Here is a 17,818-nt window from a genome sequence, read left to right as displayed (position 1 = left end):
CATTCAACGGTGTGCCGCTGAAGGTACGAGTGGCGTTATCAAAGTTGAGCCAGCTCGGCAGTGCGGTACCACCGCTTAAGGTCGCGCTGTAGGTCAGGGTATCACCGGCATCGACATCGCCGAAGCTACCGGCAGCAAAGGTATAGCTGAATAGGCTGTCTTCGGTGGCGTTCTGGTCGGTGATGGCGTTATTCAATGTCGGATCATCATTGCTATTAGCAATCACCAGATCAAAACTATCGGTCGCCGGGGTGCCGCCATTACCATCATCAGCAATAACGTCTACCGTCAGTGTGCCGACATCCGCATTCAGCGGTGTGCCACTGAAGGTGCGAGTGGCGTCATCAAAGGTGAGCCAGGTGGGCAGTGCGGCGCCACTGCTTAAGGTTGCGTTATAAGTCAGCGTATCGCCGGCATCCACATCACCGAAGCTATTGGCCGCAAAGGTATAGCTGAAGGCACTGTCTTCAGTGGCGTTCTGATCGATGATGGCGTTATTCAGGGTTGGATCGTCATTGCTGTTAGCAATCACCAGATCGAACTGATCGGTCGCTGGCGTGCCGCCGTTGCTATCATCGGCCGTGATTTCTATCGTGAGCGTGCCGACATCGGCGTTTAGCGGTGTACCGCTGAAGGTGCGGGTCGCATCGTCAAAGTTAAGCCAGCTCGGCAGTGCGGCACCACCACTTAAGGTCGCACTGTAGGTCAGGGTATCGCTGACATCGACATCACCGAAGCTTCCAGCGGCAAAGATATAGCTGAATAGGCTGTCTTCGGTGGCGTTCTGGTCGGTGATGGCGTTGTTTAGGGTAGGATCGTCATTAACATTTAGAACGGCTGTTGTATCAGCACTTGTCACCACTTCTTGGTTACCGCCGCCATCGGTGTAACTGACAGAAACACTGATAGTAGTACCGACATCGGCATCACCCAGAATATAGGTACTGGCCGTTGCACCAGAAACTGTCGCGCCATCACGCTGCCACTGATAACTGAAGACACCTAAGCCATCGCTATCAAGCACTCCACTCGTATCAGCCGTTAAGGTTTGATCTTCTGCTACTGTGCCGGTAATCACGAGACTACCTGTGGGCAGTGAGTTAACGCCACTCTGGGGTTCGATAAAGCTTAAAGCATCAAGACTTTCATCATTATTGTTCAATCCAACATCTGACCCATCAAAAAACCGCGATACCGTAGCCTCTGTTATTCCATTGACCAGTGTCGTTTTTGTTATCTCAAGGGCAAAGATATCTTGCCGGTTTCCTGCCTGAGTGTTATCGACATAGATACCTTTATCACCCTCCATGGTTAGCAAAATGGTGCCTGCATTGAGTGTCGTACCAGCCACGCTATAGTCATTTTCAACTAACTCAATACCGCTGGGTTTATCCTGAAAAATACCCTCACCAGCAGTAATTTCTTGCTGACCGTCGATTAACAGCTGAACAACGCCATTCGTGGGTAACACTGACAAGTCACCGGGAGTAAATATATGAATACTATGGTCATTTTGTCCACCAGCTCCATCTTGGAGAAACAAAAAACTGCCCTGCTGCAAAATGGTGTCTCCCACCAATGTCGCTTCTTCTACCAGCGTGATGCCACTAATATCTTTGTCATTAGGATTACTGAATAACAAGCTAAAGGTTCCGGCATTGTAGACACCAGCACTATCAGGCCGGAAAATAATGACATCCTCTTTCTTGACATCCAAGGTACTCAGATCAGAATTAACTAGCGTTTCATCACTGCTCAGGGAAAATAACACATCGCCAGCTATCAGATTAACCGGCGTATCTGTGCCCACACCAATGTCGGTTGTAACATAATGAATGGCGTCAACATTGGTATTGTCAGTAAAGCTTGCAATATCAAAAATTGAATTGAAAGTACCGCTGGTCGTGGGTTCAAACCCGCTTGCAGCGGGATCAAAACCGATGACAGATGAATCGGTCCATGAATCCAGTCCAAGTGCACCACTGGGAGAGGACACATCATCAGTAGTCGATAACCAGAGTTTATTTGCGGGTTGTAAAGTGACGGTAGAAGATACACTCAAGGTCGCGGTGTCATCGCCGCTATTGGCAGTACCGCCATTGTCTTGCAAGCTAATGATGCTGACTAGTCGATTAGCGATAGTTGGGGTGCTACTGTCATTCTGGTAGCTGATGGCATCGACTAGCGTTTGCGTTTGTGCCGTTGTTAAGGTGCCGCCGGCGATGGTTACCGTCGCGGTGCCGCTGCTAACACTGACGTTATATGTCAGGCCGCTCGTAGCTGTAGTGCCACTGGTCAAGTGCGTCAGCGTTATAGCGCTGCCATCAAGATTGAGTTTTTCATTCGTACCATCAGTTACATTAGATACTGTTAACTCCATGCCTATTAGCAGCTGGCCCGGTTCAAACGTGTTAACACTGCTACCTGTAAACAGGCTGGCGGCGGAACCACCTTCGCGAAAGACTGGGCTACTCCCTGTGGTGTTGAGCGTAGGCTCGTCGTTTACGGCATTGATCGTAATGCTTGCAGTATCAGTGGCACCGGAGAATGCTGTGGTGCTGCCGTTGCTGGTGGTATCAGCATAGTTGCCGACACTGCCGCTGGTCTGATCCCATGCGCGGAAAGTGAAAGACGCGCTACCGTTGTAATCGCCATCCGGTACGAAACGCAACTTCTGTGTGGCCGCACCGCTTAGGGTGCCATCGAGTAACAGCGCATGATCAACGGCGAGCAAACTATCGTCAACATCGCTCCAGGTGCCTCCGTTGTTAACCGAGAACTGCCAAGTGCCGTTGACGTCCTCGACTGCTGTGATGGCGATGGACTCAACAGGCGAACCGTCGACATCGGTAATCGAGCCATCGACCACAATGGCTGCGACGCTGTCGCCAATAGAGATGAAATTATCCTCGTCGATCGTGGTCAGGGCCGGGGTGTTGTCAGCGAGAACCGGAGCGCTGTTCACATTAAGTTCGGCGAAGGTGTTGACCGTGGCACTGCTAACATCGTTCCAAGCTAATGCATAATTAGACAGATCCAGCATAGCGAGTGCCGGCATACTCTGATCACTCGCATCTGTGACGAGCGCGGTCGCGCTACCCTGCTCAGAACCATCTGCATTAATGCGCTGAAGATGAATATCACCGCCTGCCGAAGTGGTTTGATAAGCAACGAGAACCTCTCCGGAATCGTCGATGGCGACTGTAGCATTCTGAGCATCAGCCAATTTTGCCCATAAAGTTAGCGTATTACCACTACTATAGGCACTGCTGCCATCTTCGTTGTAAGCGCGGGCGAAAATAGCCCCGCCCAAGACCTCATCCCGATAGGCAAAGGCAAAGCCGCCTGACGAGTTCGCATCGATACTTAACCCAGAACTGTTGGAAAGAGCAGAATCGATTTGGGTCTTGCCACCTAACATCGCACCAGCATTATCAAAGCGTTGAAAGTAGACCTTATTATTATCTTGCTCCCAGGCGACGACGAACTTGCCATTACTCTGCCAGGCAACAACCGGATCGAATTCTGACACTGTTCCGTTAGTCACAGTGTGAGCGATGACTTCGCTGGCATCAACAGCCGTGCCGGCGGCATCAAAACGACGAAAGAAAACACCATTAGAATCTGCAGGCCCATCACCTTGCCAGACAATAATAAAATTCCCGCTGGCATCAACATCGATGGAGGCATTGGATTGAGCGCCAGTGCTCTGTGTATTTACACGAAACTCATTTCCCGCCGCGCTTCCGTCGACATTGAACTGGCGTGCATAGATACTTGACGCGGTACCATCTTGATTACTGCTGTTCCAGGTGACGACAAATTTACCACTGTCGCTCATGCCTACCGAAGCCCAGCGCTGATCATCCGCGGTGGTCTGATTTATCTGTATTTCAGTGCCTTGGGCGCTACCTGTGCTGTCAAATCGTTGAGCGTAAACGCCCCAACCACTGGAGTCTGTATTCTGTTCAGACCAGACCACAACATGGTTTCCGCTGGCGTCCATCGCCGTGGCTTTGGCGCTGCCGGCACCGTTGCTGGAAATTTCCTCGTTACCCTGTACGGTCACGCTCACGGTGGAGGCCGCACTCAGAGTTGCTGTATCGTCACCGCCGTTTAGAGTACCGCCTGAATCGACCAGCTCAGTTATAGTAACGATGCGGTCTCCCAGCGTCGGACTGCCACTGTTGTGTTGATAGCTGATAGCGTCAATAAGTGAATCAGCCTGCGCAGTCGAGAGCGCCCCCCCGCTCAAGCTGACCGTCGCCGTACTTCCGACAACAGTGACATTGAAGTTGAGGCTGTTGCCCGTAGTTATTCCGGATGTTCCGTTTGACAGAGCAATTTGATTACCGTCAATGTTGAGAATTTCGTTGCCGCCGTCACTGACGTTACTTACAGTCAGAGTCAAACTGCTCAGCGTCTGTCCACTTTCTATCGTGTCCACAATAGTGCCGCTGAACAGACTAGTGGCGGAACCGCCTGTGGCAAAAAATGGATCGGTAGCGATAGTGGACAGCGTAGGCTCACTGTTTATCGTGCCAAGACTATTGCCAACCAGCGTCAGGCCATTAATTTCTTTCGAGCCAGCCACGTTCAGGCTAACATCCGAACCATCAAGAAATATTTGCGCATCGACATTAGTATCTGGGGTACTATCCTGCTGTGTCGCGTTTACAGTTAATGCTATGACATCGGTGGTTTGCGCACCGACTGTGGTACCGCCAGTCGTTCCCACTGTCATATCTTGGTCAATCGTTACCAACAAAGTGCCCTGTACCAGAGTGGTATTACCGATGACAAGCTCAGCCTCCAGCAACTCCAGCCCTTGAATATGTTCTGTGTCACTAAGAAAATCGGCCCCCAGCAATAAATCCTGACGACCATTGGTGTTGTCATAGGTCGAGATATCCGAGTGAACCGCCGGGTCAGAGCGTGCAATCAGGTAGGTTCCGGCGGCGAGGGTAGTATCCACTCCAATAGTGATGGCTTGCTCAACAATAGTAATAGCATGAATATTCGCCGCACTCAGGTCGGGCTTTAGAATGGCATCCTCAAGTAGCATTTCATAGGTACCAGTACTTGGGGTATACACCAGTACATCGGTGTTGTTAACCGTTAGAGTCCCGCCGCCAAGGATAGGCACCGTGAAATCTGACTTGTCAGCAGCCCGCATAGATAACACTATCTGCCCGGGCTGTAATTCATAAGTACCTAGCCCTCCAGCAATGGTGTTGGTATCAACAGTCACCACCGAATTAACATAATGCATGGCACGTACGTTTTCTGGCAGCGAGTGTTCAACGCTAAAGGTGCCATCTGTGACAGCGGAAGATCCATCACCTAGCTCTAAATTCAAGCTCGGGCCATCAAAAGCAACGATGTCGTTGTCGTTGCCGACGGCGCCACCATCATAGTTGGCACTTCCATTCGTGCTTAAAAACAGATTTATGTTTTCAGATTCATAAGCGCCAATGTCAATCGTACCAATACGGTTGATGCTTCGTTGGTCCACTATGGGCGCATTGAGGTTGTTCCCAGCATTGATCGCTAAGCTACCGTCCATCAAAGCATGGGTTTGTGAAAAACCTCCGTTATTGGCTAACGCACCTAAACCAGCACTCACGTCGGTAAGGTCTGAACCAATCCAACCCAATGAGCCACTAGTATCACCAATGAGGTTATTACCAAGGCTGACAAATGTGCCATCTACATCAACATTTGAAAATGAAGCAGTATTAGCAGAGATAATGGTATTTTGAATGTTTATAGTCGCGTTCTCAGCTCCAATGCCGCCGCCTTGAGCAGAGGGTGCCACGTTTTCTGTAATGGTGGAGTTAACGATATTAAACGTGCCTCTACCAGCATACAAACCGCCACCTGCACTGTCACTGGAGCTCAGATTCTCAATTGCGCTATTACCACTGACCGTGACATTAACCAAAGATGTAGTACTGCCAGGGCCATCACTATAAATCCCCCCTCCATAGTCAGCGGTATTACCACTGAAAGTCACACGCTCCAGAGTCGCTGACCCTTCATTCATCAGCCCGCCGCCCCATGCAGCTGTCCCGGTAGCTGTGTTTCCCTCAATTACAGAATCTGTCACATTAAGTGTGCCTTGGTTGTAAACACCAGCACCCCAGTCTGCGGTATTACCACTGATAACCACCTGATTGAGGGAAACTGTTGCCCCAGCATGACCAATCATGATGGCCCCGCCCTTCACCGAGCCAGCATCACCTCCCTGCAAGGTGAGACTAGTCAAGTTAAAGTCTGTACCGGCATCTTTTAATTGAAAGATGCGATCGATGCCATTGCCATCAATAATAGTATTACTAGCACCCGCACCAATAATGCTTAGATCATTTGCAATATCCAAGTCACCAGCGACTGCTGTACCACTACCCGCAATCGTCAAGGTATAGGTGCCCGCTCCAAGCGTTATGGTATCTGCGTCAGCATTAGCATTGGCGGCGATGATGGCTTCTCGTAGTGAAATCAAACCATCACTGCCCGGAGTAAGCGCCAGATTGGCAAGCGATGTTAAATCTGCGTCGCCGTCAAGGGTGTCCTGATCTGTCGTTACCGTAATTGCACCCAGCACGCCCTGCCAGTTTTGCTGGGCATCGACACTAAAAGCCAGCTGCGCTTCAATAGCCCCCGATTGATATTCTAAATCCCAGTCTCCACCCAGTGCCTTAGCTCCTGTTTTGTCATCACTGGCCGCAATGTCTGCACCCGTTAAGCGCTGTAAGGTCTGAACAAATTCAATACCTGCTTCGCTGGAGGTTACATCGCAACCATAGAGTAAAATATCGGCTTCATCCGTCAACACAGATGACCATTGGGTTATCTGGCCAGCCTTTTGCTGCAGAGAATCCGCATCAATCCAACTACTGCCTAATTGCACGCCATCACTCTGCCCATGAGAAAGAAGATGAACGGCATCGATCTGGGAATATTGGTTAAGCAGGTCAGAAACTTGGTTAATGCCCTCGCTGTTCTGGTCTAAATAATGTATCTGATAATTAACATACGAGTCTGTAGGAATAATTTGCTGCAGTAGCTGCTGTTGATTACTCACACCAGCATCGATAATAATCAACTCTACACGAGCATTATCATTTTCAAATGAACTAATAAAGCCACCATCCTCAGGCTGGAGACTGGAGCTTAGATTGTCAGGTAACAGGTCTTGCGAGGCAAACAGTGCTGTAACAGAAGCAACGTCTAATGGTTCTAAATCAGTACTAGCAGTTTTAACAGGCGTATTTACTTTATACTCAACTTCATCTTGTTCTTCAGCAAGCAACAGATCAACCGCCACTTCTGCTGCGCCGAAAGGGTCTGCGGATAACATAATTCTGGGCTCTAACAACTCCAGAAGATACGACTCCTGCATAGCTTTTTTATTTCGGATGCTATCCGCACTTGCCATGTTACTGCCCTTCATATAATACGAAGATTATCGAGACTTAGTCGTTTTATCAGCTAATTTCCCTTTGCTAGTTATAAACATCCGTTATTTGATCGAGTATAGCTGTGACCCTTGATTCGGCTATTGCATCAACATCCAGCCAGAATATGGCTTTTCCTTTACGACGAGTAATAACTTCGCTCCGAATACCTTTTTGAGTTAGGCTTTCTTGCCTGTTATTAGCCATTTCTGGGCCATTATATGCACCAAAAGATAGGCGTCCGTTATAACTTCTACGAGGCAGTATCATCATGCCGCTAACACCACGTTGACCAAACTCCATCATCAATTGTCGCTTCGATTGCTCATAGCCCTCAGCAAGCAAGACTAAATAGCCTTTAATAACAGACGAATCCTCAACACGGCGAGAAAATACATAGCCATGCTTCGTTAATAACTCACCAGCATTGAGTAATATAGATTCATCTTTAAATGGTCCAAACGAATACCTTTGTAAAGCGTCGGCAGTCACAGGTAATGCACTTACAACAGTGGGCTCATTTTGCGGAACCAGATTATTTGCTACTGGCAACTTCTCTTGAGAAAGCAACTTGCTTTGAGCAGCAGAGTATTTAGGTTCTTTTTCGATAGCCTGTATGTTTACTGCAGGTAAGGGTGCTGAAACAATTTCTGTACTGCTTTGCTCCTCAACGGTTTGATCAGGCATTGAAGAGTTAAGCTTTAAAACACATTTCATCCCTGCAGGAATTTTATTCTCAGGGTTGTCTATGGTTAACCGAACACCAAAGGTACCACTAGCCGTATCACCAATAGGGTCAATGATAATAACTTTAGCTTGCAGCTCATCATTTGGATCTAATTCAGAAAAAACACCACCCAGCATATTCTTTTGGACTTGCCCATAATGCTCCATGGGTAAAACTGCCTCTATATGTAACGGGTTTAGCTGCACCAACCGCATCACTGGTTGATCTTCTATATATTCACCTTCCGTTTTATATACCTGAGCGACAACACCATCCAATGTTGAGTAGACTTTTGTTTCTTCAAGCTGGGCCATAGCTCTTGCAAGCTCAAGTTGGCGTGTTCTCAACGTATCTTTTGCTTGCTTGAGCCTCCAATATGTCACTTTTTCTAGACGTGCTGCTTCATCTTTATTTTGAACTGACGTTAAGCTCTTCTGGTTTAAATCATTAACTCTACGACTTTGTAACCGGTCATATTTAAGATTAACTTCCTCGGCTGAAATCTCAGCGCTCATTGCTGCACGCACACGAGATAGTTCTACGTTTGCCTGCTCAACGCGTGAGTCCAATTCAGCCAATAACTCCCCATTACGCACGACGCCACTACGCTCGGCATAAAGCGTTTTAATAACGCCAGAAACAGCGGCACTTATATCTACTGTTTTACTTGGCACAATAACGCAATCAACAGCAGGGAAGATTGTTTCAGCCAACGCAAGATGTGAAAAACAAGCCGCTAACACAACCGGGACTACAAAGCGTACTTTCATTCATTAACCTTTTAAATTTTCATCCAAACCAATCATTTACTGATATTAAGCATAGTCGAATTTTAGTAGTTCTCATTAAAATTCCGTGACCAGTTCGACTCAAACCACGACATACATCTGTTCAAAAAGCTGCTTTCATTAAACACAAATTTCAACTGCGCTGTTGCTGACTTATAATTAACATTACTCTCCTGAATAACTTCCACCTGAACAGCAAAGTTATTACGCATTGCTTTGGTACCGCTACGATCACGACCATCAACGGCTATATCCCCACCATCAAGACTGCCTAAATAACGTGAAGGTAACTGGTCACTAGCAGCAGGAACGATACCAAGCAGCTCCCCACGATAAACAACACTAGGGTTTGTAATAAACACCACTGATATGTGGGATAGCTGTTGACGAATTTTATCAATATCAATTTGATCAACTATTACCGTCACAACAAGAGGCGTCTGATTATGAACCATACCAACAACAGCACCTTTTTTTACAAAGCTTCCTTGCGTATCTTCCAATCTGGGGCTTACAAATACCCCTTCACTATCAGCAACTATCGTCAATCTCTTCCACTGTGCCTCTGCCTCTGACAACTCTAGAAGCAACCCTTTGCGCTGATCAAAAAGATCGGCTGCAGCGAGTAAATCTTTAGCACGTACTTCATCATAACGAGCCGTTAACTCTTCAATACTAATCTTTAGAGCAGAGACCTTATCCAATAAACTTGGGTTCTCCATCCTCATTACTTTCTGCCCAGCTATAATGTGATCACCATGACGAACAAATATATGCGTAATAACACCCTCTTGACCCGCTCTTAATTGCTGCGATTCGTTTAAAAGGACAACCCCGGAAGAAGAAAGGTTATATTGAAACTTCCAACCCACACCCAAGACAAAGCAAACGCCAATACTTCCTAAAATAACAGTAAAAAACCGCCCTATTCTTTTCTCTTTTTTTGCTACTTTATAGGTATCTAAAAAACCACGAATAAGCGGTAGCACGATTTGCTGTACTACAACCCATATAGCTAACAAAACCCCAAAAATAAAAAATTTCGAACCCAAATAAAACACAATAAATAAACTAATAAATACCCTATACGGAATAGCTAATACCCCATATAAAAACAACCATTTGTATTCATATTTAGCTATAAAATCAGTTTTCTTTTTTAGTTTAAGTACATGCTTAGCAAATACACTACCGATCAGTTGCCTAGAACGACTATTTAGGTTAACGATAGATAAAATATCTGACAGTATGTAGTACCCGTCAAACTTCATCAGTGGATTAAGATTAAATACTAGTGTAGAAAAGCTGCCAATAAAGGCTATATCAAAAAGAATATCCGAAACCATTCCAGCGTTATCAGTATGGCACCAGGCTACCCAAGCAATCATCGCTAAAAGTAACTCTACCAACATGCCCGACAGTCCAACTAACACTCGTTGATATTTATCAGTAAAAAGATAGCTAGAAGATGTATTTATATACGGCAAAGGCATTAAGACTAGAAAAATTATTCCACATTCTTTCGAGTCACCGCCAAAATGCTTCAAAGTAAGGCCATGGCCTATTTCATGTATGGCCTTCAATACTGGGTATATAAAGAACATACAAAAAATATTGATGGGATCAAAAAACCGCGTATCCCAATGGTAGCTTACGTCGCTAGAGTGCACGGGTATCAGTGACAGACTATAAAAAAACAAAGCTGTATAAAAAATCAAAAAATATTTATTTAATAAAACATTACCAATAATTGATAAAAAAACCAGTAGCTTCTCTGGATTAAAAAGAGGAACCTTTATGGCCATAGGTTGCTTCAGCTTTGTGACCCAATGTTTACTCCCTATCTCTTTTCTATTTTCATAAAGAACCCCCGTGCTTAATAACTTAAGCATTATCGGTGCAACATCATCTTTATTAAAACAACAGCTTTCAATATCATTATTATCTTTTGCTTCATGCAAAACTTCGGATAATTTTTTATAGCCGTCAAATAAATTTATAAAATTTAGTACATTTTTATTACAGCGAAAATAATGCAATTGTTCACTATCAGAAACTAGAAACCAAGAACCTTCAGAGGTTTCTTGTTCAATATATTTCATTCGCAGATCAGCATGAAAAACAGTATCCATTAAGTAATCAATATTTACTGCTGTGTTGACGTTGCTCACAACCAGAACTTCCACGTAATAATACGTAGCCAATCAATAAAATGGTGAGATAGCACCCATGCTAATGAATAACTGCCTACATTAATACGGGCAACACCTTCCATGCCTGGACGCAATGGTGTTAAAGACTTCTCGGCTAATGCCGCTTCAGCCAAGTATACGATCTTGTTTCCTGCCTCAGAAAAAAGTGGAGAAGGCTTAAGTAACAAAATATCAAATGCAGTACCAGGAAGCGCTGACAGTTTAAGAACGCCATCCTGCCCTTCTTCGATAAAACGAATATCAGACTCTTGAACCTTTAGCATGACACGATACTGATTCAATGGAGCCACTTTAAATAAAAGATCTCCTGTTGCTACTGGAGCCCCGAGTTCACGACTCAAATCTCCTGAAATAATCACCCCTGAAATTGGCGATTTTAAAGATGTCTTATCAAGTTTTAATTCAATTTGTTTAAGCTGAGCAGAGGCTTTCCTGAGCTTAGCCTTATAAACATTTGAACGCCCATAGTCACGTTCTGCCAGCGCTTTACGATAGCCTTTTTCAAATTCTTGCTGCAGACTGTTAACCTGAATAACATCGAGCATAAGCTGCTGATCATCTAGCTCAGCAATAACACTGCCCTTATCAACGCTATCACCCGCTTTTAATTCAGTAGATTTAATAAAGCTATCAAAAGGCGCCACTATAGACTTTTGAATTTTACCTTCTATCCCAGCAGCAACAGGTATTTCATAACTGATTGGGATGCATAAAATCCCAAGTATTACCAAAGCAGCTATGCCAAAGCGCTTGATTTTTGAAGCATCAAATTTTGCCCCAGCCAAAAACCACTGCTTTTTATCTACTTTATTATTTGCTGATAATTTTTTTGACACCACTAATAAAGCACAACATTGCTCCAATAAGTGTTGAATTTCATGGCCTAGTGTAGCTTCATCAAATGACTGACCAACAGAGAGAAAAGCACTCAACTGCACACCATCAACACGCGCGATAAACACCCGATAAGCAGCGCCTTTAAGAGTACTTCTCAGCAACTCTACAAGCACGGGAATAGTATCAAGAGCTTGACCGCTTCTAACTTCTAATGCTTCTAAAACGCTCGTACAATCAGGCGTCTGTAACTGCTTCATAAATGAAACATCTTCTACACCATAAGATTCCCGTAAAGCACATTCATCTGAATACATCACTAATTGGCAGACGCTCAAAGCATAATGGTCTGCCAGATACCTAGACGTGGTCTTCAGCAGCGCACCCTGCTCAGGAGCAGACAAAAAACTATCGAAGAGAGGCTGCCCTATGGCCTGCGAGGCTATATTACTGCTCAATGCTCGGGTCTTAAAAAGTTCAGTTAGCCAGCGCACTGCCCAACTCATTAGCCGTTTAATGGGTTCGACAGCATCGGGTTGCGCATGAATTGATAGCGCAAGCATCGCCACTTGGTTTCCCGAAACCTCTATTGGAGAAATCACCGTTAATAGTGGCGAGGTATAAAAAGTAACAAGCGAATCGCGCTCTGCAGCAAATTCCAAATTTTCCATCAACTGTCTATCAGGTTGATCTGAGTTTGGCCACGTTGCACAAGCTTCAATTTCACCATCTGCGTATTTCAAAATAGCGCTGCGTGTATCTGGCACCATCTGACATACTAAATCTAACCATTGCATATAAAGGGACAAATTAACTACTCATTTTTCTACAGAAGTACTTTGTAAGCTCTATTTAACTATAGCTGAAACGCGCGCAGCTGCAGCACGTAAAACACTTTATATACAAGCAGAAAATCCTGATTATAAAAGTAATAGATTTCAGCTAGGCCTTGGTATGTTCAACACATCACCCAATGTAGCGTACTCATTTCCCCCTAAACGACTTATTGGATCAACTGCTGCAGCACTTACCTCCAAACGCCCCTTTTCATTAGTAACCGCTACACGCTCATCTAGCCAAACTTTCTCAATTACACCAAAAATTAAATGCTGACCATTATTCCCCAAAGTTTTTTCTTCATACAAGCGGCAAGACATGGCTACTTTCGGCCCTATAACCCTAGGCAAAGAAAAACCTTCAACATCAACCGTTTCTAAGTCGCATAAATCAACTTCAGACTTCCCTTGCTCTAAAACAGCTGAGCTTTTTGTCACGACTCCCGCTAAATCAGAACTAGCAATATGGATAACAAAATTTCCACGCTCGATTATATTTTGGTAAGTATCTTTTTCAGACCCATCCGGCTTTTTACCCACTGAAATCATCATAATAGGAGGGTCAGCACAAACAGCAGAAAAGTAAGAAAATGGTGCTAAGTTATACTTTCCATTTTGGTGCTCCGTTAATACCCATGCTACAGGCCTGGGTATTATGATCTGCGTCAACACATGGTAAACAGAGTTCATACTCATTAAGTCTAAGTCCAATACCACACACCACCTCCGCAACAACCCACTAAGTTATTTTATATCAATAATTTAGCATGAATTTTCTTAGTTTTATTTGCACTTGCAACATGAATATCCAAACATGTGAATCCTTCATTACATGAATATTAATACCCTTGACATTATAGATTAGATAGCCTCCATGAGAATATACTAATATTGATTTTAAAGAGGAGCGAATATAAAGATTCAATACGCTTCCTATCAAATAACAATAACGGAGGATACACCATGTTAACCTATGAAGAATGCCTAGCGATGTGTGATGTAACACAAGACGAAGTATCAGCAATTGCTGAGCATGAACATGTTGATCCGATAATTGCCTTAGCTATTGGTCAATACTTATGCTGTCATAAAGGCGAGCACATGATTAAAAAAATAATCATTGATGATATTAATCATGCCGAAAAAACAGGTAATGCAGAACATGCAGACGTGCTTAAAAAAGTGTTATCACACTTTATAGCAACACACCCTGAAGGGGCTTCTAGTGATGCTGCCTAAACACTGCGCTTGTTACTAATTTTGAAAACTGGCTGCCATATTGGCGGCCAGCCCAATACTACAACACATCAATAAAAAAACCCGGACTAGCCGGGGAAAAAAAGACCCGGACGAACCGGGCCACAAGCAAGAAAAGGGTGCGCAAATGACGCACCAAAAAGGTAAGGCCATGTCAGGCTTAACCAGAGGGAACCTAGAGCTGCTGTTCTAGTTGCGGAACGGCTTCAAAAAGATCCGCAACTAATCCATAATCAGCCACTTGGAAAATAGGCGCTTCTTCGTCTTTATTAATAGCAACAATTACTTTTGAATCTTTCATTCCAGCTAAATGCTGAATTGCACCCGATATGCCGACGGCAACATACAAGTCTGGGGCGACAATTTTCCCTGTCTGCCCTACCTGCATGTCATTAGGTACAAACCCAGCGTCCACAGCGGCACGAGAAGCACCTACAGCAGCACCTAATTTATCAGCTACTTTTTCAATAAGGGCAAAGTTCTCACCATTACCCATACCCCGACCACCAGATATAATAACGCTGGCCGATGTTAATTCTGGGCGGTCAGATTTCGCGATCTCAGCGCCAACAAATAAAGATGTTCCTGCATTTTTAGATAGCTCAACTGTCTGGATAGCAGCACTACCACCTTCAGCGCTAGCAGCATCAAACCCGGTAGTACGCACAGTGATAACTTTAGTTGCATCCAAAGACTGCACAGTAGCGATCGCATTACCCGCATAAATAGGCCTATCAAAAGTATCTGCACTATCGACCCGAACGATTTCAGAGATCTGAGCAACATCCATCAAAGCAGCCACACGTGGCATAAAGTTTTTGCCTGACGTTGTCGCTGGGGCAACAATATGGCTGTAATCTTTACCAAGTTCAGGTACGAGTAAAGAGATATTTTCAGCTAACTGGTGCTCATATACAGCATCATCAACGAGGACAATTCGGTCTACGCCTTGAATTTTTGCCGCCTCATCAGCCACGGACTGGCATGCAGAACCCGCAACTAAGACGTGTACATCACCCCCCATCTGGGACGCAGCCGTTACCGTATTTAGCGTAGCTGACTTCAACTCGCTGTTATCATGTTCAGCAATAACTAGAATAGCCATCAGATCACCTTCGCTTCATTCTTCAGTTTATCGACTAGCTCCTCAACAGAAGCCACCTTCATACCTGCTTGGCGCTCTGCTGGAGGTGCTACTTTAACCAATCGAGTATGAGCTTTAACTTCCACGCCTAGATCTGCTGGAGTTTTTACATCTAATGGTTTTCTCTTCGCCTTCATAATATTCGGCAATGATGCATAGCGCGGTTCATTCAAACGCAAGTCAGTTGTAACGATCGCGGGTAATGTCAGCGACACGGTTTGCAAACCACCATCAACCTCACGAATAACCTGCGCTTTATCCCCTTCAATTTTAACTTCTGAAGCGAATGTACCTTGAGGGTAACCTGTCAACGCCGCCAGCATCTGGCCTGTTTGGTTATTATCTGTGTCAATTGCCTGCTTACCCATAATAACTAATCCAGGCTTTTCTTCTGCCACAACCTTTTGCAACAATTTAGCAACCGTTAAGGACTCAAGAACGTCATCCGATTCAACAAGAATTGCACGATCTGCCCCCAAAGCTAAAGCCGTACGCAATTGCTCTTGGCACACCTTACTACCCAAAGAAACAACTACTACTTCATTAGCTATTCCGGCTTCTTTCAAGCGAACAGCTTCTTCCACAGCAATCTCACAAAAAGGATTCATTGCCATTTTGACATTGTTCAAATCAACATCACTATTATCGGACTTCACACGCACTTTTACGTTGTAGTCGATGACGCGCTTGACAGTTACCAGAACTTTCATTGCGGTTACCTTTTATTTTCAACTTAAAGATAAGTGCTTATAAACCCGCATAAGCACATAGGTGTATTCCCCTATATTAACGATCTTCATCATTATTTCAAGCTAACCTCATTAATCTAAGGTCTAATTTGGTTAAAAATGAGTTTATAACGATACGGGTTTTTACTTATAATATAACCAATAAAAAAAGACGGCCTCCGATAGGAAGCCTGATACATATAAGTAATTGAGGGGAGAGACGAACCGTGGAACGTGAATCGATGGAATTTGATGTTGTCATCGTAGGCGCTGGGCCCGCTGGATTATCCGCAGCCTGTCGTTTTATGCAGATGGCAAATGAGCAAGAACAAGAACTCACTGTATGTGTAGTTGAAAAAGGCTCTGAAGTTGGCGCCCATATCCTGTCAGGTGCCGTCGTTGAATCACGCGCTCTGGACGAACTTTTCCCTGATTGGAAAGAGCGTGGCGCCCCACTCAATACAGCCGTTACAGACGATGAGCTGTATCTGTTAAAAGACAACGAAAAAGCCACCAAACTGCCGAATGCTTTTATTCCCAAAACCATGCATAACCACGGCAACTACATTGTGAGCTTGGGTAATCTGACACGCTGGTTAGGTGAGCAAGCAGAACAGTTAGGTGTAGAGATCTTCCCAGGGTTTGCCGCATCGGAAGTCTTGTTTAATGACGATGGCAGCGTGAAAGGGATTGCCACCGGCGATATGGGTGTTGCTGAAGACGGCTCTGAGAAAGATGGCTATATGCCCGGTATGGAGCTGCATGCTAAATACACTTTATTTGCTGAAGGCTGTCGTGGTCATCTGGGCAAACAGCTGTACCAAACGTTTGGTCTGGATAAAGACGCGGATGCACAGCATTATGGTATCGGTATTAAGGAGCTGTGGGATATCGACCCTGCGAAGCATAAACCCGGTCTGGTGCTTCATGGCTCAGGCTGGCCGCTAGAAGGCGGCACCAGCGGTGGTTTCTTCCTTTACCATGCTGAAAACAACCAAGTGGTTGCTGGGTTAATTGTTGATCTTAACTATGCGAACCCCTATGTGAGTCCGTTTGATGAATTCCAGCGCCTTAAGCACCACCCCGTACTAAAACAGTATTTAGAAGGTGGTAAGCGCGTTTCTTACGGTGCGCGAGCAATTGCCAAAGGCGGTTTCAATGCGTTACCCGAGATGACCTTTCCCGGTGGTCTTGTGATTGGCTGTAATGCTGGCACTTTGAACTTTGCCAAGATTAAGGGTACCCATACGGCCATGAAGTCCGGCATGATTGCCGCCGAAAGCGTCTTTGAAGCCCTCAAAGCAGGCTGCACGGGTGGTAAACAGCTCGAAAGCTTCAATACCGCGTTTAAAGCCTCGTGGTTGCACGATGAGTTATATCGCTCACGCAACTTTGGCCCCGCTATGCATAAGTTTGGCCCTTACCTAGGTGGTGCGTTCAACTTTATTGATCAAAATATTTTCGGTGGTAAGTTGCCGATTACACTGCGTGATAATCATGAAGATTATGCACAAATGCGTCCAGCCAAAGAGTTCTCATCTATCGATTACCCTAAACCCGATGGTGTGTTGAGCTTTGATAAACTAACGTCAGTGTTTCTCTCCAATACCAACCATGAAGAGAATCAGCCGTGTCACTTAGCACTCAAAGACAGCAGCGTACCGCTAGCGAAGAACCTGCCCTTGTATGGCGAGCCTGCGCAGCGTTATTGCCCAGCCGGCGTTTATGAAGTGGTTGAAGATGAGGCCGGTGAAACCAGTTTCCAGATCAACTCTCAGAACTGCGTGCACTGTAAAACTTGTGATATTAAAGACCCGTCTCAAAATATCAC

At 45.1% G+C, this 17,818-nt stretch carries 9 protein-coding genes; 2 read left to right on the top strand and 7 right to left on the bottom strand.

Annotated elements, in window-relative coordinates:
- From G511_RS0117315 to G511_RS0117295, 5 genes are all read right to left on the bottom strand, one after another.
- Nucleotides 1–7,441, bottom strand: a 7,441-nt coding sequence (locus G511_RS0117315; RefSeq protein ID WP_028470765.1) for a DUF4347 domain-containing protein, incomplete at its 3' end; no start/stop codon positions are given.
- Between the two features lie 67 nt (nt 7,442–7,508).
- Complete coding sequence (locus tag G511_RS0117310; protein ID WP_028470764.1) at nt 7,509–8,957, bottom strand: efflux RND transporter periplasmic adaptor subunit; 1,449 nt, start codon at nt 8,955–8,957, stop codon at nt 7,509–7,511.
- Between the two features lie 62 nt (nt 8,958–9,019).
- Nucleotides 9,020–11,146, bottom strand: a complete 2,127-nt coding sequence (locus G511_RS0117305) for a hypothetical protein (RefSeq protein WP_028470763.1) — start codon at nt 11,144–11,146, stop codon at nt 9,020–9,022.
- Complete coding sequence (locus tag G511_RS0117300) at nt 11,143–12,831, bottom strand: efflux RND transporter periplasmic adaptor subunit (protein WP_156905248.1); 1,689 nt, start codon at nt 12,829–12,831, stop codon at nt 11,143–11,145. The genes G511_RS0117305 and G511_RS0117300 overlap by 4 nt, the downstream gene beginning before the upstream one ends.
- Nucleotides 12,832–12,960: 129 nt before the next feature.
- Complete coding sequence (locus tag G511_RS0117295) at nt 12,961–13,554, bottom strand: flavin reductase family protein (protein ID WP_156905247.1); 594 nt, start codon at nt 13,552–13,554, stop codon at nt 12,961–12,963.
- Between the two features lie 267 nt (nt 13,555–13,821).
- Between G511_RS0117295 and G511_RS0117290 the strand changes: the two genes are divergently transcribed.
- Entirely contained in the window at nt 13,822–14,097 is a 276-nt protein-coding gene (locus G511_RS0117290; RefSeq protein WP_028470760.1) for a hypothetical protein, read from the top strand.
- 193 nt (nt 14,098–14,290) lie between these two features.
- Here the strand turns inward: G511_RS0117290 and G511_RS0117285 are convergent, their stop codons facing one another.
- Together G511_RS0117285 and G511_RS0117280 are read right to left on the bottom strand one after the other, a co-directional pair.
- Nucleotides 14,291–15,220 carry an electron transfer flavoprotein subunit alpha/FixB family protein gene (locus G511_RS0117285; protein WP_028470759.1) on the bottom strand — a complete coding sequence of 310 codons (930 nt, stop codon included), beginning with the start codon at nt 15,218–15,220 and terminating at the stop codon, nt 14,291–14,293.
- Nucleotides 15,220–15,969, bottom strand: a complete 750-nt coding sequence (locus G511_RS0117280; protein WP_028470758.1) for an electron transfer flavoprotein subunit beta/FixA family protein — start codon at nt 15,967–15,969, stop codon at nt 15,220–15,222. Before G511_RS0117280 ends, G511_RS0117285 begins: the two co-directional genes overlap by 1 nt.
- 260 nt (nt 15,970–16,229) lie before the next feature.
- On the opposite strand from G511_RS0117280, the gene G511_RS0117275 reads away from it, so the two are divergent.
- Nucleotides 16,230–17,818: electron transfer flavoprotein-ubiquinone oxidoreductase (locus G511_RS0117275; RefSeq protein ID WP_028470757.1), on the top strand; the 1,589-nt coding region annotated here is incomplete at its 3' end.

The sequence above is a fragment of the Neptunomonas japonica DSM 18939 genome (assembly GCF_000422765.1).
Lineage (GTDB): Bacteria > Pseudomonadota > Gammaproteobacteria > Pseudomonadales > Balneatricaceae > Neptunomonas > Neptunomonas japonica.
The sequence above is the reverse complement of the archived record's forward strand: the minus strand, read 5'-3'. Positions and strand labels throughout refer to the sequence as shown.

Bases quoted from the DNA above. Each gene is read 5' to 3' on its own strand.
- G511_RS0117310 (WP_028470764.1), bottom strand. From the start codon at position 8,957: ATGAAAGTACGCTTTGTAGTCCCGGTTGTGTTAGCGGCTTGTTTTTCA.
- G511_RS0117295 (WP_156905247.1), bottom strand. From the start codon at position 13,554: ATGAGTATGAACTCTGTTTACCATGTGTTGACGCAGATCATAATACCC.
- G511_RS0117290 (WP_028470760.1), top strand. From the start codon at position 13,822: ATGTTAACCTATGAAGAATGCCTAGCGATGTGTGATGTAACACAAGAC.
- G511_RS0117285 (WP_028470759.1), bottom strand. From the start codon at position 15,220: ATGGCTATTCTAGTTATTGCTGAACATGATAACAGCGAGTTGAAGTCA.
- G511_RS0117280 (WP_028470758.1), bottom strand. From the start codon at position 15,969: ATGAAAGTTCTGGTAACTGTCAAGCGCGTCATCGACTACAACGTAAAA.